General features: G+C 39.1%; 19 protein-coding genes. 15 read left to right on the top strand and 4 right to left on the bottom strand.

What is annotated here, in order from left to right; genetic code table 11:
• Nucleotides 1-178 precede the first annotated feature (178 nt).
• The 8 genes from secA (at nucleotide 179) to K9V48_RS18240 (ending at nucleotide 9,768) form a co-directional block, all read left to right on the top strand.
• Complete coding sequence (secA, locus tag K9V48_RS18275; protein WP_224140605.1) at nucleotides 179-2,683, top strand: preprotein translocase subunit SecA; 2,505 nt, start codon at nucleotides 179-181, stop codon at nucleotides 2,681-2,683.
• 123 nt (nucleotides 2,684-2,806) lie between these two features.
• Nucleotides 2,807-2,971: a hypothetical protein gene (locus K9V48_RS18270; RefSeq protein WP_224140616.1), complete on the top strand. Its 165-nt coding sequence runs from the start codon at nucleotides 2,807-2,809 to the stop codon at nucleotides 2,969-2,971.
• Nucleotides 2,897-3,998 (top strand): peptide chain release factor 2 gene (gene prfB / locus K9V48_RS18265; protein ID WP_224140615.1). Its coding sequence is split into 2 segments (ribosomal slippage): nucleotides 2,897-2,968 and nucleotides 2,970-3,998, totalling 1,101 coding nucleotides; the frame shifts between segments, so codons are not numbered across the junction. The genes K9V48_RS18270 and prfB overlap by 75 nt, the downstream gene beginning before the upstream one ends.
• Before the next feature lie 740 nt (nucleotides 3,999-4,738).
• Nucleotides 4,739-5,605, top strand: coding sequence for a YitT family protein (locus K9V48_RS18260; RefSeq protein ID WP_224140604.1), 867 nt, complete (start codon nucleotides 4,739-4,741; stop codon nucleotides 5,603-5,605).
• Between the two features lie 69 nt (nucleotides 5,606-5,674).
• A complete protein-coding gene (cccB, locus tag K9V48_RS18255; RefSeq protein ID WP_224140603.1) occupies nucleotides 5,675-5,989 on the top strand; it encodes a cytochrome c551 in 315 nt (104 codons plus the stop codon).
• A 715-nt stretch (nucleotides 5,990-6,704) separates the two neighbouring features.
• Nucleotides 6,705-7,391, top strand: a complete 687-nt coding sequence (ftsE, locus tag K9V48_RS18250) for a cell division ATP-binding protein FtsE (protein WP_224140601.1) — start codon at nucleotides 6,705-6,707, stop codon at nucleotides 7,389-7,391.
• The gene (gene ftsX / locus K9V48_RS18245) at nucleotides 7,384-8,274 is read left to right on the top strand and encodes a permease-like cell division protein FtsX (protein WP_224140599.1); all 891 of its coding nucleotides are present in this window, start codon (nucleotides 7,384-7,386) and stop codon (nucleotides 8,272-8,274) included. The genes ftsE and ftsX overlap by 8 nt, the downstream gene beginning before the upstream one ends.
• A 63-nt stretch (nucleotides 8,275-8,337) precedes the next feature.
• Nucleotides 8,338-9,768: a murein hydrolase activator EnvC family protein gene (locus K9V48_RS18240; RefSeq protein ID WP_224140598.1), complete on the top strand. Its 1,431-nt coding sequence runs from the start codon at nucleotides 8,338-8,340 to the stop codon at nucleotides 9,766-9,768.
• A 284-nt stretch (nucleotides 9,769-10,052) separates the two neighbouring features.
• Here the strand turns inward: K9V48_RS18240 and K9V48_RS18235 are convergent, their stop codons facing one another.
• A complete protein-coding gene (locus tag K9V48_RS18235) occupies nucleotides 10,053-10,934 on the bottom strand; it encodes a LysR family transcriptional regulator (protein ID WP_224140596.1) in 882 nt (293 codons plus the stop codon).
• 118 nt (nucleotides 10,935-11,052) lie between these two features.
• On the opposite strand from K9V48_RS18235, the gene K9V48_RS18230 reads away from it, so the two are divergent.
• The 3 genes from K9V48_RS18230 to K9V48_RS18220 all read left to right on the top strand — a co-directional run bounded on the left by K9V48_RS18230 (nucleotide 11,053) and on the right by K9V48_RS18220 (nucleotide 14,098).
• The gene (locus K9V48_RS18230) at nucleotides 11,053-11,748 is read left to right on the top strand and encodes a CoA transferase subunit A (protein WP_263432880.1); all 696 of its coding nucleotides are present in this window, start codon (nucleotides 11,053-11,055) and stop codon (nucleotides 11,746-11,748) included.
• A gap of 230 nt (nucleotides 11,749-11,978) precedes the next feature.
• A complete protein-coding gene (locus K9V48_RS18225; protein ID WP_224140594.1) occupies nucleotides 11,979-12,629 on the top strand; it encodes a 3-oxoacid CoA-transferase subunit B in 651 nt (216 codons plus the stop codon).
• Nucleotides 12,630-12,988: 359 nt separating this feature from the next.
• Nucleotides 12,989-14,098, top strand: coding sequence for a citrate/2-methylcitrate synthase (locus tag K9V48_RS18220; RefSeq protein WP_224140593.1), 1,110 nt, complete (start codon nucleotides 12,989-12,991; stop codon nucleotides 14,096-14,098).
• Nucleotides 14,099-14,451: 353 nt separating this feature from the next.
• On the opposite strand, the gene K9V48_RS18215 is transcribed toward K9V48_RS18220, so the two are convergent.
• Nucleotides 14,452-16,125, bottom strand: a complete 1,674-nt coding sequence (locus K9V48_RS18215; RefSeq protein WP_224140591.1) for an alkaline phosphatase — start codon at nucleotides 16,123-16,125, stop codon at nucleotides 14,452-14,454.
• Nucleotides 16,126-16,808: 683 nt separating this feature from the next.
• On the opposite strand from K9V48_RS18215, the gene K9V48_RS18210 reads away from it, so the two are divergent.
• From K9V48_RS18210 to K9V48_RS18195, 4 genes are all read left to right on the top strand, one after another.
• Nucleotides 16,809-18,266 carry a S41 family peptidase gene (locus K9V48_RS18210; RefSeq protein ID WP_224140589.1) on the top strand — a complete coding sequence of 486 codons (1,458 nt, stop codon included), beginning with the start codon at nucleotides 16,809-16,811 and terminating at the stop codon, nucleotides 18,264-18,266.
• 320 nt (nucleotides 18,267-18,586) lie between these two features.
• The gene (locus K9V48_RS18205; protein WP_224140587.1) at nucleotides 18,587-18,934 is read left to right on the top strand and encodes a swarming motility protein SwrAA; all 348 of its coding nucleotides are present in this window, start codon (nucleotides 18,587-18,589) and stop codon (nucleotides 18,932-18,934) included.
• Between the two features lie 81 nt (nucleotides 18,935-19,015).
• Nucleotides 19,016-20,203, top strand: a complete 1,188-nt coding sequence (locus K9V48_RS18200; RefSeq protein WP_224140585.1) for a PDZ domain-containing protein — start codon at nucleotides 19,016-19,018, stop codon at nucleotides 20,201-20,203.
• A gap of 238 nt (nucleotides 20,204-20,441) precedes the next feature.
• A complete protein-coding gene (locus K9V48_RS18195) occupies nucleotides 20,442-20,927 on the top strand; it encodes a DUF2798 domain-containing protein (RefSeq protein WP_224140584.1) in 486 nt (161 codons plus the stop codon).
• 156 nt (nucleotides 20,928-21,083) lie between these two features.
• Here the strand turns inward: K9V48_RS18195 and K9V48_RS18190 are convergent, their stop codons facing one another.
• Nucleotides 21,084-21,434 (bottom strand): hypothetical protein, encoded by a 351-nt coding sequence (locus tag K9V48_RS18190; protein WP_224140582.1) that lies wholly within the window; start codon nucleotides 21,432-21,434, stop codon nucleotides 21,084-21,086.
• 267 nt (nucleotides 21,435-21,701) lie between these two features.
• On the bottom strand, nucleotides 21,702-22,460 hold the full coding sequence (locus tag K9V48_RS18185) for an AAA family ATPase (RefSeq protein WP_224140580.1): 759 nt from the start codon (nucleotides 22,458-22,460) through the stop codon (nucleotides 21,702-21,704).
• Between the last annotated feature and the right edge of the window lie 185 nt (nucleotides 22,461-22,645).

Below are 22,645 nucleotides of genomic sequence, written 5' to 3'. Positions count from 1 at the left end.
ACCATCCCCCTTTACAAAACGTTATCAATTTTACAATTAGCCCTTTTCGCTAAGACAGTCCATCTTCCTGCCAGTTGTCCCTTAAAAAAAATAGTGCTAAAATAAAGGATGGTTTAACTTTTATTCCATTAACAAATGAAAATGAAGATTTCACTCTATACAAAGAGGAGCGTTATGAATGCTTGGAATTTTAAATAAGGTGTTTGACCCTAACAAACGTTCGTTAAGTCGTTATGAAAAGATGGCTAATTCGATTATGGCGTTAGAAGGCAAAATGATTGGCTTATCTGATGAGGAGCTTAAGGCGAAAACAGAGGAGTTTAAAAGTCGTTTAGCAAAAGGTGAAACACTTGATGATCTTTTAATAGATGCATTTGCTGTCGTGCGTGAAGCAGCAAAGCGTGTGTTAGGTTTACATCCATATAAGGTTCAGTTAATGGGTGGTATTTCCCTACACGAAGGTAATATATCAGAGATGAAAACAGGTGAAGGGAAAACATTAACTTCAACGATGCCTGTTTATTTAAACGCACTTTCAGGTGAAGGTGTTCATATTGTGACAGTCAATGAATACTTATCAAGCCGTGACGCAACTGAAATGGGGCAATTGTTCGAATTCCTTGGTATAACAGTTGGTCTTAACTTAAATTCATTGAACAAAGATGAAAAGCGTGAAGCATATGCAGCGGATGTTACATATTCAACAAACAATGAGCTTGGCTTTGATTATTTACGTGATAACATGGTTCTTTACCGTGAACAAATGGTGCAACGTCCGCTTAATTTTGCGGTTATCGATGAAGTCGACTCGATTTTAGTCGATGAAGCAAGAACACCACTTATCATTTCGGGGCAAGCAGCTAAATCAACAAAGCTTTATATCCAAGCGAATGGATTTGTTCGTCAATTAAAGCAGGATGAAGATTTTACGTATGATGTGAAAACAAAAGCGGTTCAGCTTACAGAGGAAGGCATGACAAAAGCTGAGAAAGCCTTTGGAATTGAAAATCTGTTTGATATTTCACATGTCGCGTTAAATCATCATATCAACCAAGCGTTAAAAGCCCAATTCGTGATGCAGCGCGATGTTGATTATGTTGTTGAGGAAGAGCAAGTTGTCATTGTTGATTCATTTACAGGACGACTAATGAAGGGACGTCGCTATAGCGATGGTCTTCATCAAGCGATTGAAGCGAAGGAAGGCTTAGAAATCCAAAATGAAAGCATGACACTAGCGACAATTACATTCCAAAACTACTTCCGTATGTATAAAAAGCTTTCTGGTATGACTGGTACAGCGAAAACAGAAGAAGAAGAGTTCCGTAATATCTACAATATGCAGGTTGTGGCGATTCCAACGAATCGGACGATTGCGCGTGATGATAAACCCGATTTAGTGTACCGTTCAATGGAGGGGAAATTCCGTGCTGTTGTCGAAGATGTTTCCCAACGTTATGATCTTGGTCAGCCTGTGCTAGTAGGTACAGTTGCCGTTGAAACATCTGAATTAATTTCTCAACTTCTTAAGAAAAAAGGAGTACCACATCATGTGTTAAACGCGAAAAACCATGAGAAGGAAGCAGAGATTATCGAAAATGCAGGTCAACGTGGTGCGGTTACGATTGCAACAAACATGGCTGGTCGTGGTACAGATATCAAGCTTGGAGAAGGTGTTCGTGAAGCAGGCGGACTAGCTGTTATTGGTACAGAACGCCATGAATCACGTCGTATTGACAATCAGCTTCGTGGACGTGCTGGACGTCAAGGCGACCCTGGTGCAACTCAATTCTATCTTTCTATGGAAGATGAATTAATGCGCCGTTTCGGTTCTGATAATATGATGAATATGATGGACCGGATGGGGATGGACGATACACAGCCAATTCAAAGTAAAATTGTCTCTCGTGCAGTCGAATCAGCGCAGAAACGTGTAGAAGGAAATAACTTTGATGCGCGTAAACAGCTGCTTCAATACGATGATGTTTTACGTCAGCAACGTGAAGTTATTTATAAACAACGCTTTGAAGTTCTTGATTCTGATAATCTGCGTGAGATTGTCGAGAAAATGCTGCAGTCTACGATTGAACGTGTCGTCAGTATGTATACGCAAAATGAAGAAGAAGACTGGAATTTAGATGCTCTCATCGATTATTTGAATGCGAATACCCTTCAAGAGGGTGAGCTTGCAAAAAATGATCTTCTCGGTAAGGATCCTGAAGAAATAACTGAGCTGATTTACACGAAAGCAATCGCTCTTTACGATCAAAAAGAAGAAGACTTCGGTGAAGAACAAATGCGTGAGTTTGAAAAAGTTATTCTTCTTCGTGCCGTTGATACAAAGTGGATGGATCACATCGATGCAATGGATCAGCTTCGTCAAGGTATTCATTTACGAGCATACGGTCAAAACGATCCGTTACGCGAATACCAGATGGAAGGCTTTGCAATGTTTGAAGAAATGATTGCTTCAATAGAAGAGGATGTTGCGAAATACATCATGAAATCGCAAATTCGCAACAACCTTGAACGTCAAGAGGTTGCAAAAGGCCAAACAGCTGTTCATCAAAAAGAAGGCGATGAAAAGGTAAAGAAAAAACCAACGCGTAAAGTCGTTGAAATTGGCCGAAATGATTCATGTTATTGTGGCAGCGGTAAAAAATATAAAAACTGTTGTGGACAATAAATAGCTTTCATTGGCGATAACAGTATATAATATAGAAATTACTTTTAAATGAGAGAGGTGATAGACACCTCTCTCTTGTTTCGCATATTATTGTTGCATATGAAAAAAATATGAGGACGTAAGGTGATCGCTTCAACTTTCACATCAGATTTCCTTTATTTATTAGCAACAAAATATCTAAAAACAATTCAAATTAAACCCGAGGTGACTGCAATGGAATTAGTAGAAATTCGTCATGAGCTTGAAAATACCGCAAAACGTTTAGCGGACTTTAGGGGGTCTCTTTGACTTAGATATCAAAGAAGCTCGTATACAACAGCTTGAAGGTCAAATGACTGCACCTGATTTTTGGGATAACCAAAATGCTGCACAAGCTGTCATTAATGAAACAAACGCGTTAAAAGAAATGGTTGATCAGTTCCATGATTTAAATGAGTCCTATGAGAATCTGCAACTAACGTATGAGTTAGTGAAGGAAGAAGCAGATGAGGATTTACAAGCTGAACTCGAAACAGAAATCGGGGATTTAGTAGGTAAGTTAAATGACTTTGAACTCCAACTATTACTAAGTGAACAACATGATAAAAATAATGCCATTCTTGAACTCCACCCAGGTGCTGGCGGAACTGAGTCACAAGATTGGGGATCGATGCTGCTTCGTATGTATACACGCTGGGCGGAGAAACGCGGCTTTAAAGTTGAAACACTTGATTATTTACCAGGTGATGAAGCTGGAATCAAAAGTGTCACGCTTCTTATTAAAGGACATAATGCATATGGCTATTTAAAAGCGGAAAAAGGTGTCCATCGCTTAGTTCGTATCTCGCCATTCGACTCATCAGGGCGACGCCATACATCATTCGTATCATGTGAAGTAATGCCAGAATTTAATGAAGAAATTGAAATTGACATTCGTACGGAAGATTTGAAAATTGATACGTACCGCGCAAGTGGAGCGGGTGGACAGCATATTAATACGACTGACTCTGCTGTTCGGATTACCCACCTTCCAACAAATGTCGTTGTTACATGTCAAACAGAGCGTTCACAAATTAAGAACCGTGAACATGCGATGAAAATGCTTAAAGCGAAGCTCTATCAAAAAAGAATTGAAGAGCAAGAAGCTGAACTAGCTGAAATTCGTGGTGAGCAAAAGGACATTGGCTGGGGAAGTCAAATTCGTTCCTATGTATTCCACCCATATTCAATGGTAAAAGATCACCGCACAAACACAGAAATCGGTAACGTGCACTCTGTCATGGACGGAGAATTAGATCCATTTATCAATGCGTTCTTACGCTCTAAATTATCCTAAAAGGGAGCAACCCGGATTGCGAAGTGCAAACCGGGTTGCTTTTTTATTGTTTAGGAATTTATCCCACCTTAACGGGCAGTAAAACTCCGACTTCGAGATTCGAGAGAAGCAAAGAAGATAAGTGGGAGATAACTGCCCGTAAAGATCCGATAAGTCTCACTAACCATCAGTGGGGGATGAAGAAAACCCCCACTGATGGAAGTCTCGCTTTATAAAATTCTTGTACTGTGGATAAGCGCACAACATCCAGCCCCGAAGCACAGGACGTGCAAGTGCAGTCAATGCGACAGGACGTCGCGTTCTTGACTGCCTCTTGGGTCTAAGCCAATCAGGAATTGAAGGTAAAAAACATCTTCTATTCCTGATTGGCTTATTTGCCCGAGGCTGATCAAGGCGCTTGGGCTTTTGTTCTTGGAAGATTAACCTCAGGAGTGAATGTCGAAATTTGCTGAATGATAGATAAATCCAAAAAGTTGATAGATTTTCAATCAAAGTAGATAGATTATCATCTACTATCAAGGAAATCTCCATAATCAGCTCTCTCCATGAAGCCAACCTGTAACTTTTTCATCCAACTTGAGAACACTAACAACAAATACATGCAACACGTAACTTCTTTACCTCGTTAACACGTTATTTAGCTGTTATTCTCAGATCATATAACGAGTGCTATACTAAAATCTTGGCAAAAATAGGTTAACAAGCAAATGTGCACTTATAGCATCAGGAGGTTTATTCCCATGAATTTACGTAAAAAAAATAATTCCTACAATCCAAAGTTAGAAAAATTACTGGAGTACATATACGTGGTCATTGGCTCAGCTTTCGTAGCAATTGGCTTTAATTTATTTTTACTGCCTAATCGTGTTGCATCAGGTGGGGTTAGTGGGATTAGTACAATTTTTGAGGCAACCTTTGGCTTTGAGCCAGCATATGTCCAATGGGCGTTTAACATTCCATTATTTATCGTAGGGATTCTTTTGTTGGGGAGACAATTTGGCATTAAAACATTAATTGGAACGATTTTTGTTCCATTTGTGGTATACCTCACGAGAAACTGGGAACCGGCAACTCTCGATCCACTATTAGGTTCCTTATTCGGTGGAATTGCGATCGGCTTAGGCATAGGTATTGTGTTTAGGGGAAAGGCTTCAACAGGTGGGACAGATCTTGCAGCACAAATTATCCATAAGTATTCAGGACTTACGCTTGGTACATGTGTCGCGTTAATCGATGGACTCATTGTTTTATCAGCTGCAATTGTGTTTGATATCGAGAGTGGTCTTTATGCCCTAATCGCTCTATATGTGACAAGTAAAACAATTGATATTGTCCAAATTGGCTGGGGACGTTCAAAAATGGTGATGATCATTACAAGTAAGCAGCAGGAAATCCAGGATGCGATTCTTCATGAAATTGATCGTGGTGTGACAAGGTTGACAGCACATGGTGGTTTTACGAACAATGAGCGACCGATTTTAATGTGTGTTGTCGATCAAACTGAATTCACAAAGTTGAAACAACTTGTTAGAAGTATTGACCCACATGCCTTTGTTACAGTAACGGATGCTTCAGAGGTTCTTGGAGAGGGTTTCAATCGAGTGTAGTTAGGGTATAATAAACGTTGATTATTCAAGAAAAATTTTACAATTCGTCATGATGAGGAGGATGCTACGATGAAACTAAAGCTATCTGCATTATTGCTAGGAACATCCATCATTCTTGGAGCCTGTAGTAGTGGAGAAGAAGAAGAAGCGACTGGTGAAACGACTATCGCTGACGCAGAGACAATCACTCAACAAAGCTGTATTGGCTGCCATGGACAAAATCTAGGTGGCGGATCAGCGCCACCTCTAACTGAAGTTGGTGCAAAATACAGCAAAGATGAAATTAAAGATATCATTATTAATGGGCAGGGTGGTATGCCTAGCGGACTATTAGATGATGCGAAAGCAGAAGCTGTAGCCCAGTGGCTAGCTGAGAAAAAATAGACGTTTTAATACCGAAATAAATAGTATAAGAATAAGGGTGGCCTTTTATTAAAGGTTATCCTTTTTTATTGCCAGGAATTTATCCCACCTTAACGGGCAGTAAAACTCCGACTTCAAGATTCGAGAGAAGCAAAGAAGATAAGTGGAAGATAACTGCCCGTAAAGATCCGACGAAGGATTGACGTCCAAGTCAGGCGAAGCCACAGGATGTGGCGTTCCTGAGCATGATAAGTCTCGCTAACCATCAGTGGGGGATGCAGAAAACCCCCACTGATGGAAGTCTCACTTTATAAAATTCTTGTACTGTGGATAAGCGCACAACATCCAGCGCAAGCGTCCGGCCCCTCTTGGATCTAAAGTCATAAGGTAAAGTACGCCTATTCGATTCAAAAGCAAAAGCGTCTTATACTTGCCTTAGGCTGATCAAGGAGCTTGCGCTTTTATTCTAAAAATGGTAAATAAAGCGTTTCAAGAATCTTTACGATATTGTTACAATATGCCAAGGATATGAGAGAAAAGCTCTAAACTACGCGCTTATCGACGGTAATGACTCTGAAATGAAACTGTAATATAAATTTAGTCTATTTTTGGCGAAAATTGATGTTATAATAAGTTTTGTAGTTTATAAGACAAGGAGTAACTATGTCTGCAAAGTCGACAAATTGTGACAATAACCGACGAGCTCCCCAAAAAACAACTATTAGGTGGTTTTTTTATGATTGAAATGTCAGAAGTATATAAAACATACCCAAATGGCGTTTTAGCCATAAATGGGATCGATATAATGATAAATCAAGGTGAATTTGTTTATGTTGTTGGCCCGAGTGGTGCTGGTAAGTCAACATTTATAAAAATGATGTACCGTGAGGAAAAACCTTCAAGCGGGAAAATTATCATTAATGGTGTCGATTTATCAAAGCTTAAAGAATCGAAAGTTCCAATGCTTAGACGTAGCATTGGTGTTGTGTTCCAAGATTTTAAATTATTACCGAAGCTAACAGTTTTCGAAAATGTAGCATTTGCATTAGAAGTAATTGGTGAAAACCCAAAGAATATAAAAAAGAGAGTACTAGACCTATTAGATTTAGTTCAGCTCAAACATAAAGCACGATTCTTCCCGGATGAATTATCTGGTGGAGAGCAGCAACGTGTTTCTATTGCACGTTCCATTATAAATAATCCAGCCGTCATGATCGCTGATGAACCAACTGGTAACCTTGACCCTGATACATCATGGGAAATTATGAACCTATTTGAGCAGATTAATAATCGTGGAACAACAATTGTTATGGCAACACATAACAAGGAAATCGTAAACACGTTGAAAAAACGAGTCATCGCAATTGAAGATGGAAAAATTGTGCGTGACGAAGCAATAGGGGAGTACGGTATATATGATTAATACTCTTGGTCGGCATTTTCGTGAAAGTTTAAAAAGTTTAGCAAGAAATACATGGATGACGTTCGCATCTGTCAGTGCAGTAACTGTCACATTAATTTTAGTTGGTACGTTTTTAATGATTATGATGAACTTAAATAATGTGGCATCAAATCTTGAGAATGATGTTGAAATTCGTGTTCTTATAGATGTAACAGCAAATGAAGAGGCACAAACAAAGCTTAAAAGTGAGATAGAAAGCATTGAACAGGTAGATACTGTCGTTTATTCTGCTAAAGAAAAGGAACTAGAAGATTTAGTTAATAGTTTAGGTGAAGAAGGACAAGCCTTTCAATTATTTGAACAAAATAACCCATTAAACGATGTATTTATCGTCAAAGCGAAGGATCCACAAACGACGGAACAGGTCGCAATGAAAATAGAAAAGTTTGAAAATGCATCGAAAGTAAAATATGGAAAAGAAGAAGTCGAAAAGCTTTTTGAAGCTATCTCAATTGCTCGAAACATCGGTATCGGTTTAATTATCGGTTTGATTTTTACTGCGATGTTCTTAATTTCAAATACCATTAAAATTACGATTTTTGCACGTAGACGTGAAATCGAGATTATGAAACTAGTAGGGGCGACAAATAGTTTTATTCGTTGGCCGTTTTTCTTAGAAGGATTATTTTTAGGTGTGCTTGGCTCAATCGTACCAATTGCACTCCTGATTACGATATATAACACGTTATACTCGTGGGCATTACCAAAGATTCAAGGCTCATTCATTGAGTTCCTACCGTATAACCCATTTGTCTTTCAAATATCAAGCATCCTTTTAATTATCGGTGCATTAATCGGTGTCTGGGGAAGTTTGATGTCTGTACGTAAATTCTTAAAAGTGTAAACTAGCAGTCATTTCGATTGCTAGTTTACTAGCCTTTTTACATAACTTAGAGGAGGAAACACGATGAAAAGTAAGATAGTAACGCTAAGCTTGGTGGCTGTTTTGGGGACAAGTGGCTTGTTACTCCCAAAAAACAATCATGCTTTCGCTGAAACGTTAGATGAGAAAAAGCAAAAGATCGAAAGTCAACAATCAGATGTTTCATCAAACCTAAATGAAAAGGAAGGTGAAATCACAAAGCTTGAACAAGAGGAAGCAAAGTTAGATGAAGAGATTAAAAAATTGGATTTCCAAGTTGCTGAAACCAATGGCAAGATAAGAGAAAAAGAAGCGGAAATTGAAGAAACGAAGAAAGAAATCGAAAAGTTAAAAGCCGAAATTGAAGAAGTGAAAGCTAGAATCGCTGAACGTAATAAATTACTCGAAGAACGCGCTCGTGCTCTTCAAGAGAGCGGCGGTACGGTTAGCTATTTAGATGTGCTCCTAGGTGCTCAAAGCTTTAGTAATCTTGTCGCAAGGGTAAGTGCTGTTACGACGATTGTTGAAGCAGACCGTGAGCTTCTTAAAGCACACGAAGAGGATAAAAAACTGCTAGAGCAAGCAGAAGCAGATCTAAATAGTGAGTTAAAGCAGCTAGAAACATCATTGAAAGAATTAGAAACACTAAAAGGACAATTAGCTACTCAAGCTAAACAAAAGCAAGAACTTATGAAGAACGTACAGGTTCAACACGGCGAAGCTATTCATGAAATGCATGCATTAGAAGATGAAGCAGCCTTTTTAGCTGAGCAGAAAAAGGCAATAGAGTTAGAGCAACAAAGACAAAAAGAAGCAGCAGAAGCAGCGGCTCGAGTAGCAGAAGAAGAAGCGAAAAGGCAAGCTGAAGCTAAGAAGCAAGCACAGGCACAAGCAAAAGTTACTTCTAGCTCAAGCTCAAATGCTAGTAATAGCTCAAGTTCAAGTTCAAGTTCAAGCTCAAGCTCAAGCTCAAGTTCAAGTTCAAGTTCAAGCTCAAGCTCAAGCTCAAGTTCAAGTTCAAGCTCAAGTAGTTCATCATCTTCATCACAAAAACCAGCCGTTACAAGCGGTAGCTTTATGTGGCCAGCATCAGGTACGTTTACTTCTGGCTATGGTAATCGAATTCATCCTATTACAGGTGGAAAGAAATTACATGCTGGTATAGACATTGCCAATAGTGCAGATGTTCCAATTGTTGCGGCAGCAAGTGGAACAGTAATCCGTGCGGAACATTCTAGTAGCTATGGAAATGTTGTTTACATTACACACAACATTGGCGGACAAGTATATACAACCCTTTATGCACATATGGAAGTTCTTCATGTAAGTGCAGGTCAATCAGTGTCTAAAGGCCAACAAATTGGGATTATGGGTACTACTGGTCGCTCGACTGGCCAGCATTTACATTTTGAAGTTCATAAAGGTCCATGGAGCGGACCATCAAGCTCTGTGAATCCAATGGATTATCTACAATAAAATAAGCGTTTATCCCACCTTAACGGGCAGTAAAACTCCGACTTCAAGATTCGAGAGAAGCAAAGAAGATAAGTGAGAGATAACTGCCCGTAAAGATCCGATAAGTCTCGCTAACCATCAGTGGGGGATGCAGAAAACTCCCACTGATGGAAGTCTCACTTTATAACGAATTAAAATCCCGCTAAACTTAATGTTTTAGCGGGATTTTGGCGTACCATAGACATTTTGAAAAACACCTACTTCAAATAAACAAATAAGCTTTCATAACGGGAACTAGAAATAGATTAATTAAGGTCTTTTTTGATAATTTCTAGTAATCTTCTAAGTGCGAATGAATGATAGGATTCCTTTTTGGTAATGACGCCTAATTTCCAGAGAAGTGAGGGTGCTTGAAGCGGGATTGTCTTTATTGATGGATTGTTTTGTTTTTCAAAAATAGAATTTGGTAGCAAGGCAATACCGAGTTTAGAAGCAACGAGCTCTAGAATTAAATCCCATTGGGAACTTTCATATGAAATAGAGGGGGTAAATCCCGCTTCTTTGCACGCATTAATAATATGGTCATGCAGTGAAAAATGCTCTGAGAACACTATGAATTTCTCGTCTTTCAATTCAGATAAAGAAACAGCGTTTTTTCTAGCAAGTGGGTGGTCTTGGTGAACGTATAGGACAAAATCGTCTGTGATGAAGGGATAAATGTTGAATGCAGTTTCGTCTACTGGTAGGACAATTAGGCCGACGTCAATCTGACCTTCTTTGACAAGCTGTTCGATGATTTTTGCACCCATTTCAATCAGCTCAAGTGTTACATTCGGATATTGTTCGTGAAATAATCGGGCAATCTTTGGAAAGAAAAGAGTCCCGATGAGTGGTGGAACCCCCATCTTTATCTCACCGGCTTCGCCATCAGTAAGCTCGTCCAGCAAAGTCGTTAGCTCTGTTAATGCCGCAAGTGTTTTTTTCCCTTGTGTATATACAATTTGCCCAGCATCTGTTAAGCGTAGGTAACGGGTCGAGCGATCGAACAGTTCAACATGTAGCTCATCTTCAAGCTTTTTAACAGCTTTACTTAACGACGGCTGTGACAAATAAGAATGCTCTGCTGCTTTTGTAAAGCTTTTGTGATCTGCAACACCGATGAATGATTTTATATCACGTAGTTCCATCACAATCCTCCTATATTTATTCAATATAAGAATAAAGTTTATTCTCTATATGTATTTTACTTATAGAATAGCAAAATGTAAACTCTTACATATAAGGATAAATAGGGGAGGTATTTTTATGGGGAAAATCATAAGTTCATTTTCAGAAGCAGTTTCAGACATTCGAGACGGAGCATCAATTGTTGTGGGTGGCTTCGGTCTATCCGGAATTCCGGAAATGGCGATACAGGCACTTCGGGAACAAGGAACAAAGGATTTAACGGTTTATAGTAATAACTGTGGAGTGGATGATTGGGGTCTTGGTCTTCTCCTTGCAAATAAACAAATTAAAAAAATGGTTGCCTCGTACGTTGGGGAAAACAAAATCTTCGAACAGCAATATTTAAGTGGCGAACTAGAAGTTGAATTGACGCCACAAGGTACGCTTGCTGAACGCATGAGAGCGGGCGGAGCAGGTATTCCAGGTTTTTATACTGCGACAGGTGTTGGGACGCCAATCGCTGAGGGCAAAGAAACGAAAGAATTTAACGGAAAAACATATTTACTTGAAGAAGGCATTGTTTGTGACTTTGCACTTGTAAAGGCCTGGAAAGCTGATAAGCTTGGAAATCTTGTATACCGGAAAACAGCTCGTAACTTTAATCCATTGGCTGCAATGGCCGGGAAAATTACCATTGCAGAAGTAGAAGAACTTGTTGAACCAGGTGAGTTGGATCCAAATGAGATTCATACACCAGGGATTTATGTACAACGCTTATTGGTCGGAACCAATTATCAAAAACGAATCGAAAGACGGACAGTTGTTCAACCATAAAGTGAGACTTCCATCAGTGGGGGCTTCATCCCCCACTGATGGTTAGCGAGACTTATCACGCTCAGGAACGCCACATCCTGTGGCTTCGCCTGACTTGGACGTCAATCGTTCGTCGGATCTTTACGGGCAGTTATCTCTCACTTATCTTCTTTGCTTCTCTCTAATCTTGAAGTGGGAGTTTTACTGCCCGTTAAGGTGGGACAAATTTTCGGGAAATGGAGTGGTCGTAGATGATGAATTCACGTCAAGCAATTATAAAAAGAGCAGTTCAGGAAATTGAGGATGGAATGAATGTAAACCTTGGCATCGGTATGCCAACACTAATTGCAAATGAGATACCATCAGATTTTAATGTATTGCTTCAGTCGGAAAATGGTTTGCTTGGGATTGGACCTTATCCCGTGTCTGGTGAGGAAGACGCAGATTTAATTAATGCTGGAAAAGAAACGATAACGACGGTTCCGGGATCCTCTTTTTTCGATAGTGCGGAATCGTTTGCGATGATACGTGGGGGACATATCGACCTTGCCATCCTTGGTGGAATGGAAGTGTCTGAAAAGGGAGATCTCGCCAATTGGATGATTCCTGGAAAGATGGTCAAAGGAATGGGTGGAGCGATGGACCTTGTCAATGGGGCAAAACGGGTCGTTGTCATTATGGAGCATGTGAATAAGCACGGAGAAACGAAAATCAAAAAAGAATGTACACTGCCTCTCACTGGTCTGCAGGTTGTGCACAGATTAATTACGGACCTTGCTGTTTTTGATTTTACGCCTGAGGGTATGGTGCTGATTGAAACGCTAGGTGATGTGACTGTGGATGAAGTAAAAGAAAAAACAGAAGCAGAGTTTACAGTGGCTGCTGAACTTTTAGCTAAATAGTAAGATTGCCTGGTCTTTTTATCCCGCATTAACGGGCAGTAATACCCCCACCTCTAAGCTTGAGTGAATCACAAAGAGGCGAAAGTGGGGGATAACTGCCCGTAAAAGCCCGATAAGTCTCGCTATCCATCAGTGGGGGATAAGGAAAACCCCCACTGATGGAAGTCTCGCTTTATCTCATTTTTAACGGGCTGAAAAATCCCTACCCCATGATTCAGGGAGAATCAATCATTACCCGTAAAGAGATGAAGATAGGTCTGGCTAGTCTTCAGTGGGGTTAAAGAAAACCCCGCTGAATGAATAGCCAATTCATATTTTTACTATTTTACTATAAATAACAGTAAAAGGGAGCGATTACTATGACAACAGCAGGATTAGAAGGGGTTGTGGCGACACAATCCGGAATTAGCTCGATTATTGATGGTGTACTAACCTATAGGGGAATCAATATTGATGAATTAGCGAGGCATGCTAGATTCGAAGAGGTTCTCTACTTGCTGTGGCATGATGAATTGCCTACATTTGAACAATTAACTCAGCTAAAGAAGGAGCTTGCTTCTCAAGGTATTTTACCCGACGAAATCATTTCCCTACTAAAAACTTTCCCTAAACATACTCACCCAATGGCGATCCTTAGAACAGTTGTATCAGCGCTCGAGATGTATGACCCAGATGCACATGATATGTCGGAGAGCGCGAATTTTCGCAAGGCATTAAATATACAAGCAAAGATTTCAAGTGTAGTAGCTGCGATTCAACGTGTAAGAGAAGATAAGGAGATCCTATCACCAAAACGAGAGTTTACCTTTGCTCAAAACTTCTTATATATGTTAAATGGTGAAAACCCTGAGGCGATCGCGATCAAATCATTGGATACAGCGCTGATCCTTCATGCAGATCATGAACTAAATGCCTCAACCTTTGCCGCGCGTGTAACGGTCGGGACGCTTGCGAACATTTATACTGGCGTTGTATCGGCGATTGGAACATTAAGTGGTCCTTTGCACGGAGGCGCGAATGAATCTGTTATGGAAATGCTAGAGGAAATTGGAGACATTGAACATGTTGAGTTTTATATTCGACAAGCGATAGCTGAGAAGAAGAAAATTATGGGATTTGGTCATCGCGTCTATAAGACTGGGGATCCACGTGCCAAATTTTTAAAGAGCATGTCAAAAGAATTGACTGCGCTTAAAGGACAGGACAAATTATATGAAATTTCCGTCAAAATTGATGAAATCCTTACAAAAGAAAAAGGGCTTCTTCCTAACGTGGACTTTTACTCAGCATCTACCTATCATAGTCTAGGGATAGCAAGAGATCTCTTTACTCCGATCTTTGCCGTTAGCAGAACCTCGGGCTGGACAGCACATATTCTTGAACAGTATGCAAATAATCGTTTAATTCGTCCAAGAGCAGAGTATGTTGGATCACAGAGTAGAAGCTATGTTCCACTAGAAGAGAGATAATTCAGCAACGTTTTGATATGAAATCTATGAAAAAAGCAAACATGTAACTTTGCGAAAATGGTAACGATGTAGGCAAAGTTTATCCCACCTTAACGGGCAGTAAAACTCTTAACGAAAGATTGGAGAGAAGCAAAGAAGATAAGTGGGAGATAACTGCCCGTAAAGATCCGACGAACGATTGACGTCCAAGTCAGGCGAAGCCACAGGATTGGCGTTCCTGAGCGTGATAAGTCTCGCTAACCATCAGTGGGGGATGAAGAAAACCACCACGGATGGAAGTATCACTTTATCTGATTTAGTTTAAAAATGAAAGAAGGGCAATTGTTCATATTCAACAATTGCCCCATTAGAACTTATTTTGCTTTTTCGAATGTATTTACTGTATCTTTTGATACGTAAAATTCACCTGTTTTGCTTTGGACAACGATGCTATTTAATTCCGTTTCTTTCCCATTAATGATCATGATATTTTTATTGACTGGGAAAGCTGCAACCTTTTTACCCTTTTTAACAGTTAATACCGGATTTTTTCCGTCCGTATTATCGGTTTTTAGCGTTGCTCCTTTAAAAGCATCACTTGCTTTAATGAACATGTTTTTATCAAGCCTTTTCAGATCAAAGCCCATTGAAGCAGCCATTGTATGTGCAATATCTGTGTTGTCAATGAATCCTACTGGATTTCCTGGTCCATAAGAGTATAAGAATACATCTTCACCAGTATGACCACCTGTTGTAAAGCCGATATTAGCTCGTGCTGAAAGTAACTCGACAAACGTTTTTCCTAAGTTTTTAGACGCTTTTAACTTTGCTGATTCTTCATTTGATAACTGATCTAAACCATATAAAGCTGCTGCCTCAGTAAGTGAAACCTCTCCGGCATTATATTTTGTTAAAGCTCCTTCAAGTGTCATTGAAGCTTTCTTCAATGGATCAATGTATGCAGAAACTGGAATAGATGGATATGAACTTGAAGTATTCAAGTTACCTATTGTAATTCCACTATTAGCATGGTCAGTAATGGCAATAACTAGCGTATTTTTGTCTTTCTTTGCAAAGTCTAATGCTTTTTCTACTGCTGAATCAAATGCTAATACGTCTCCAATGATTCCAATTGGATCATTGGAATGTGCAGCCCAGTCAACCTTACTTCCCTCTACGAATAAGAAAAAGCCATCTTTATCTTTGGATAATGTGTTAATTGCTTTACCAGTCATATCCGCTAATGTTGGTTCTTCTGGTTTTGTTTCTTCACGATCAAAATCATAAGCCAATGCGTTTGGAGCAAAAGCACCCCAAATTTTCTTGGATTTAGAGTTCAAAAGAGCGTCTTTTGTTTCAACTAAGTCATATCCCTTTTCTTCAATTACTTCAATTAAGTTTTCGCCGTCTTTACGGTTATTTTTTCCCGAACCAAGCTCTAATGCTTCTTTACCTCCACCAAGGACAACATCTATCCCTTGATATACCTGTTGTTCGGCAATTGTATCATAATTACTACGTTGATCTACGTGTGCGGAGAAACCTGCTGGTGTTGCATGCTGGATTTCAGATGTTGCGATAATCCCTGTTGCTTTTCCAGATGCTTTTGCACCTTCCAGCACATTTACTACTGGTTTAAATGCATTTTTAGTTAAGGATGGATCTACTCCTGGTGAGTTAACTACACTCGGTAACACCCCAACATATTTATCATTGGATTTGTTTCCAGTTGCTAATGCTGTAGCCGCAGGAGCTGAATCTGTTATGGCAGACTCTGCAGAAAATGTACTAACTCCACCTGTCATAATCTCGTCCAATGCAAGCTTTTCTCCCTTGTAATATCTAGCTAAGGTTGTTGCACCAGCGCTTGTCCCGTCCATGACCAACATAATGACGTTTTTTGCCTTTGTTGGATCTTTTTTAGCTTCAACCTTTTCTCCATTATTCGCCAAGCCCAAAGAGCCTAAGACTAAAGCGCCTGCCAATGTCACGCCGATTACCTTTTTCGAAACGTTCACTATGATTCCCCCTATGAAATTTTTCAACATAAAATTAATAATAGTAGAGCAAAATTAAGGGAATTTACGAATTATGTAAATTTAACTTTACAGAAATGTTAATAAAAAATCGATTCGTGCCTTATTAACTGTGTATGAGGAACTACACTTTTCATATTTTAATGAATTCGCAACATAAATACAGTTTTTAAGTATTTACACACATGACTTCCTATCTAAATTGATCTAAATCCTTTGTATATACGTGTTTAAAAGCTCTTACATCTAAAAAACACCTTCAGACGAAATTAGCCTCTCAATAACTCGTATCGCACGTTGATTTTCCTACATCTGTTTCACTAGCTCCAATCGCTTGCCAATGTTTTAGTAACGACCTTCCGTATTTCTCACAAGATAAGAAAGTATAAGTTTTTTGATCGTAGTTTTGGTGTCTAGCACAAGCGGCCTAGCCCCGAAGCACAGGACGTGCAAGTGCAGTTACAGCGACAGGACGTCGCGTTCGTAACTGCCTCGAGGTCATAAGACGTACATGAATTGAAGGCAAAGAACGCCTTCTATTCATGTGCGTTTTATGCCTGCCTTGGGCTGATCAAGGCGCTTGCGCTTTTCTCAATTGTTTTACATGATTTGTACAAGCTTCGCATATACTAAAAAAAGTCTAAATAGAAGCTGTCTTACATAAACCTAGCTACGTTGGAAATAGGAGGTAGACGATGAAACAGAGAGTAACCGCATTGTTGATAGCACTAGGCTTAGTCATTGGCGCAGGTGGCATGTATGTTGGGGGTGAGCTTTCTCACGCTGATGCTCCAACAGAGGAGGAAGCGATTCCGACACTAGGAAACGTGACACCTGCGGAAGAACAAGCAGCAGAAATTGAGGGGTTTGATAAGTTTCAACAAGCACTTGAATTAATTTCAACGAAATATGTTGAGGATGTAGACGAAGAGAAGCTGTTAGAAGGAGCAATCCAAGGCATGCTCTCGACGTTGGATGATCCGTACTCCGTCTACATGGATAAAGAAACGGCACAGCAATTCTCACAGTCATTGGATTCTTCCTTTGAAGGCATTGGTGCAGAGGTTGGAATGCAAAGTGGGAAAGTGACGATTGTCTCTCCTTTTAAAGGTTCCCCGGCAGAAAAGGCTGGACTTCGACCAAATGACCAAATTGTTAGCATAGATGGTGATAACGTTGAAGGCCTAGGCTTGAATGAGACGGTGTTGAAAATCCGTGGAAAAAAGGGAACTAAGGTTGCGATTGAAGTAATACGGCCAAATTCAAAAGAAAAGCTTTCGTTTGACGTAGTGCGCGATGAGATTCCACTTGAAACAGTGTTTGCGTCTACGAAAGAGCAAGATGGGAAAAAGGTTGGCTACATTCAAATTACTACTTTTTCAGAAAACACGGCAAAGGATTTTCAAAAAAGTTTAACGAAATTAGAAGAAGAGCAAATTAAAGGGCTCGTCTTAGATGTCCGGGGAAATCCTGGTGGTTATTTGCAAAGTGTAGAAGAAATCTTAAAGCAATTTGTGACAAAGGACCATCCTTACATCCAAATCGAAGAGCGTAACGGAGATAAAAAACGTTATTTCTCAAAGCTGTCTAAGAAAAAGGAATACCCTATTACTGTCTTAATTGATAAGGGAAGTGCATCAGCATCTGAAATTCTTGCTGGGGCTTTAAAGGAAGCATCCGATTATGAACTAGTTGGCGAAACCTCGTTTGGAAAAGGAACCGTTCAACAAGCGGTGCCAATGGGAGATGGAAGCAACATAAAACTAACGCTTTATAAATGGTTAACACCTGAAGGGAACTGGATTCATAAAAAAGGTGTTGAACCGACAATGAAAGTTGAACAGCCTCCGATTTTCCAACTTAGTCCACTTCAGTTGGAAAAAAGCTTAGTGTTAGACATGAACAATGACCAAGTCAAAACGGCACAATTAGTGTTAAAAGGCCTAGGCTTCGAACCAGGAAGAGAAGATGGTTATTTTAGCGAGGAAACAGAAACAGCTGTAAAGGCCTTTCAGCAAATAAATGAGCTGCCGCTGAGTGGAAAAATCGATATTCAAACCGCGGATACGATGAATACAAAAATTGATGAACTAAAAGCAAAAGATGAGAATGATCTCCAACTAAAAATGGCAATGAAGGCGTTGTTTAAATAAGCAATCAAAGAGGCTGATCAATACGTCAGTCTCTTTTAGCCTTTTGTGAAGGATAAAGTATAAATTTTTTGACTTAGTTTTCGTGTCCAGCGCAAGCGTCCAGCCCCTCTTGAGTCTACAGTCGCTTTTGAATTGAAGGCAAAGTACACCTTCTATTCAAAAGCGTCTTATGCTATGCCCGAGTCTGAACAAAGCGCTTGCGTTTTTCTTGCGAAACGATTTTCAACAAAAGAGGACGTAAAAGTGACGATTGGTCCGAATTAGTATAGAAACATTGTTCAGTAGACTTCCGTAAAGTGGAGAAAGGCGGGATATTCAGGATGAAAAAGTCTAGCTATCAGAAGGAACAGATTTATCAACGTTTGATAACTGAGTTAAGTAAAAAAAATTCAACGTCTCATACACCTGCTAGTTCAAGTAAATGGATCAGACTCTTTTGCATGTATTTAGCAAATTATTCAGCAATCAAAAGGATCGACCAGGTTGATAAACTATGTGTTGAGCAATATTTTACTTATTTAATTGAAAATCATAAGCGGCTCTTTATTAATTTGACGGATATTAAGAAGTCGATGCAAATGATAAAGGATCTATTGCATATTGAAGTGGACAGCTTATTGAGCGATTTTTCACTCTCGAATACGAGTCTCTGGAACAACTTAAAATAAGCATACTCAATTTTCACCTAAGATGGTAAAATATGAGTAACCTACTAGATGAAGGTAGAAACAATAAGGTGGGATACTGCTTTGATAGAAAATTGGTTACTTGAGTTACTATGGGCTATTGGCCGCTTCTTTATTCATCCACTATTTTATTTGTTCCTCCTTATGACACATGCGTACGGATCTATTCGTATCAAGCGTGAAAGGAAATCTTTCCATATACGCATTCAAGACACGTATGATGAAATGAAGTTTACGTATACGAAGGGATTAGTCATTGGCTGTATTGCCTCGCTTATTCTGTTTGGAATTGGCTTAAGTCTGCCCTTTGGAATATTTGTCTTATTAACGATAGTAACAGCTGTGTTGGCGGTTACATTCCAATTGCGTCTGCTATCTGCTGTTTATTCAATTGGATTAACGCTTCTTGCTACAGTGATTTTAACGAATGGGCAAATGGATGGAATTGCGGAGTTCTTTGTTGGGCTTCCAAATACTAGCTATGCGTCATTAAGTATATTACTAGGCATACTCGTCATTGCTGAAGGTGTGTTAATTTACCGTTCAGGACATAAACATACGTCACCTTACTTAAAAATAAGTACAAGAGGTCTGCCGATTGGTACACATGTTGCGAATCGGACGTGGATGCTTCCACTATTATTTCTTGTACCAGGTGGAGAGCTTACGTCCACTTTGCCGTGGTGGCCTGTGTTGACCCTTAATGGCGAGCCGTTTTTGCTGATGTTTATTCCATTTTTTATCGGATTCCATCAGCGCATACAAGGTTCATTACCACAGGAGAGTATAAAAGTGACTGGAAAACGTGTCATTTGGCTAGGTGTCCTTACACTCGCAGTAGCAGCGGTAAGTATCTGGCTGCCAATCGTTGCGTTTATCGCCGTCATCATCGCAATTGTTGGGCGTGAGATTATTACAATTCGTCAACGAATGAACGACAATTCGGCTGCTTTTTACTTCTCAAAAAGAGATCAAGGGTTGATGATTTTAGGTATTTTGCCACAATCACCAGCTGAAAGAATGAATCTGCAGGTTGGAGAAATGATCGTGAAGGTAAATGGACAAGCTGTTAAAACAGTTGATGAATTTTACGAATCACTCCAGAAAAATGGTGCCATGTGCAAACTTGATGTCATCGGAATTAATGGAGAAATTCGTTTTACGCAACGGACATTATATGATGGAGAGCATCATGAGCTAGGGATTTTATTCGTACAAGATGATAAAAAGTGGGAGACAGAAGCAGTTTGATTTTGTCACTTAATAAATAGGTAGATTGGGAGAATGGAGGAATCCATTCTCCTTTTCTGCGTTATAGGAAACTATAAAATTCTTGTACTGTTGATCAATACTCAAGTGGGATAGCGGATACGTCAAAATAGTAGTGTAATTTAACATAGCCTAAAAAAGTCATAAAGTTGTCACTTATGTAAAAGCTTTTAGTTATATATAATCAAATCTATGTTTTAAAAAGGAAGGATGTTTTAATTTGCCAAGTAATAAAAAAGAAGGCATTATTTTTGGACTATTTATGTGTTTTGGAATGGTTCTGATTATGTCAGTTTACAACACAGCTTTACACGGGTTTTCATCGTTTACAGTAGGAAGTGCAGTGATTCAATTTGTCATAACATTTATCATCGCTTTTATCGTAGAGTCAATAGTTGAACCGAAAGCGCGTAAAATGGCATTATCACTACCTTATGATAAATCCAAGGAAATCAACTTTATTGTGGCGCTTGCCTTTTGTATGGTCCCTTTAATGGTTCTAATTATGTCAGTATATGGACTTATTTTAACGGCGTTAATGATCGGAATTGAAGGTTCAATTTTCACAGCGTATCTTAAAACAGTTGGTCTAAACTTTATCGTAGCATTTCCAGCTCAGTTACTAATTGTTGGACCAATCTCACGTTGGTTATTAACGAAATACGTTAAACCATCACCGCAACTAAAGCCAGAATTAAACAAGTAAAAACAAAAGAGCTACTTTTGGGGTAACACCCGGCATGGCACGATGTAGTTTACTAAAACGCATCGTGCCATTATGAATCAAATTCAGCATAAGCTTAACCTAACCTGTTACTTGAATAAGAAAAAGAGCGACCTTCTTTATCGAAGAATCGCGCTCTTATTGGGGAAGATTTATTTGTGATACTTCTGTTCTTTTACGCCTAATATAAAAGATAATTGGGTTAATGATACTAAAAAGTAAGATTACAAAGAACATATAGGTAGTAATTTCATCTCCGCCTAAACCAAGTTCATCAACGATTATTGCATCATAGTATAGCAATTGAGCAGATGCGATTATTGAAACAAATGATAACCCCACCACAGATAAACCACTCGTCATTTTTCTTCTTAATTTAGGTATGATGATAATGAAAAACATAAATAAAGCTGCAATTATAAACGTGACAAAGATAGGTCTTAATAATGTGAATGCTCCTAATGTTTCAAATGAGTCGTATGTATACATAGGCACCTCCAAGGTTCTCTTTTGTATAATAAGGTTCTTCAATAATCCTACCATACTACTTAATACCAATTATTTCAAAATTTGTTATTTAACACAATCCTTTACTCTATTAAAAAGACACTTTCTATGTTCCAGAAAAGCTCCCAACAAAAACAAAGAACACAATTCTTACTAGAGAACTGCGTCCGATTGCGGAAGATTATTGCAAATGTTGTATTCCCCTTAAAGCACCCTTGCATTAAAAATAAATAACATTAGCACGATACTTTATTGGAAAAGATGGTGCAGTAGCCGATCTTTATCTTCAAAAAACTGTTTCATAATCAAATAATGATTCGTGTCTTCCAATCTTGATTCACTCATGCCCTCTTCTGTTAGTTGGACAATTTTAGCATTTGGGTATGCCATAATAATTGGTGAATGAGTAGAAATGATAAACTGGGATCCTTGATTCACAAGGTCATTGATTCTGGCTAACATCGACATTTGTCTTAATGGCGACAACGCAGCTTCAGGCTCATCTAGGATGTATATCCCATTGCCCCCAAAACGTTCGATAAAAGCTGAGAAAAAGGATTCCCCATGAGATTGCTGGTGGAGTGATTTTCCGCCAAAGGAATCAATAATCCTAGGGCCACTCATTGGCTCGTTATCTAAGTCCTCTATATTTGTCGCTAAATTATAAAAGGTTTCTGCCCTAAAGAAAAAATGATCTTTTGCCTTGTAAACACCCTGGGCTAATCGGAGGTATTGATCTAAATTAGAATGTGAATCGTAATTCGAAAAGTTAAAGTTTAGCGTACCACCTTCTGGGTTAAATCCAAATGCAACCGCAATACCTTCGAGTAGAGTAGACTTTCCCATCCCATTTTCACCGACAATATAAGTAACGTTGGGATGAAAGGATAATTCCTGGAAGTTCTGAACGACTGGGAGGTTAAGTGGGAAATGATCATAAGAGGAGATAAGATCTCTTTTAAGATAGACGCTCCTAATGTATTGGGTATCTCGAGTTAACTTTAACATCTACATCATCACCTCGCGTTAAACATAATACTTTCATAGTACCATTTAGAATCAATTAGTTGAGAAAATGTTAAGATTACTCCCTGATTGTTTTCCGAATGGCATCAAATAGTTCATGATAACTAAAAAAGACACAATTCCTTGTACTAGAATTGCGCCCGATTGCGTAAGAGCTTAATATACAA

This window comes from Metabacillus rhizolycopersici, assembly GCF_020075705.1.
This window is presented reverse-complemented; position numbering and strand designations above follow the sequence as displayed.

What these genes read in the sequence shown, in the direction of transcription:
- secA (WP_224140605.1), top strand. Translation starts at nt 179, where the DNA reads ATGCTTGGAATTTTAAATAAGGTGTTTGACCCTAACAAACGTTCGTTA.
- K9V48_RS18260 (WP_224140604.1), top strand. Translation starts at nt 4,739, where the DNA reads ATGAATTTACGTAAAAAAAATAATTCCTACAATCCAAAGTTAGAAAAA.
- cccB (WP_224140603.1), top strand. Translation starts at nt 5,675, where the DNA reads ATGAAACTAAAGCTATCTGCATTATTGCTAGGAACATCCATCATTCTT.
- ftsE (WP_224140601.1), top strand. Translation starts at nt 6,705, where the DNA reads ATGATTGAAATGTCAGAAGTATATAAAACATACCCAAATGGCGTTTTA.
- ftsX (WP_224140599.1), top strand. Translation starts at nt 7,384, where the DNA reads ATGATTAATACTCTTGGTCGGCATTTTCGTGAAAGTTTAAAAAGTTTA.
- K9V48_RS18240 (WP_224140598.1), top strand. Translation starts at nt 8,338, where the DNA reads ATGAAAAGTAAGATAGTAACGCTAAGCTTGGTGGCTGTTTTGGGGACA.
- K9V48_RS18235 (WP_224140596.1), bottom strand. Translation starts at nt 10,934, where the DNA reads ATGGAACTACGTGATATAAAATCATTCATCGGTGTTGCAGATCACAAA.
- K9V48_RS18230 (WP_263432880.1), top strand. Translation starts at nt 11,053, where the DNA reads ATGGGGAAAATCATAAGTTCATTTTCAGAAGCAGTTTCAGACATTCGA.
- K9V48_RS18225 (WP_224140594.1), top strand. Translation starts at nt 11,979, where the DNA reads ATGATGAATTCACGTCAAGCAATTATAAAAAGAGCAGTTCAGGAAATT.
- K9V48_RS18220 (WP_224140593.1), top strand. Translation starts at nt 12,989, where the DNA reads ATGACAACAGCAGGATTAGAAGGGGTTGTGGCGACACAATCCGGAATT.
- K9V48_RS18215 (WP_224140591.1), bottom strand. Translation starts at nt 16,125, where the DNA reads ATGTTGAAAAATTTCATAGGGGGAATCATAGTGAACGTTTCGAAAAAG.
- K9V48_RS18210 (WP_224140589.1), top strand. Translation starts at nt 16,809, where the DNA reads ATGAAACAGAGAGTAACCGCATTGTTGATAGCACTAGGCTTAGTCATT.
- K9V48_RS18205 (WP_224140587.1), top strand. Translation starts at nt 18,587, where the DNA reads ATGAAAAAGTCTAGCTATCAGAAGGAACAGATTTATCAACGTTTGATA.
- K9V48_RS18190 (WP_224140582.1), bottom strand. Translation starts at nt 21,434, where the DNA reads ATGTATACATACGACTCATTTGAAACATTAGGAGCATTCACATTATTA.
- K9V48_RS18185 (WP_224140580.1), bottom strand. Translation starts at nt 22,460, where the DNA reads ATGTTAAAGTTAACTCGAGATACCCAATACATTAGGAGCGTCTATCTT.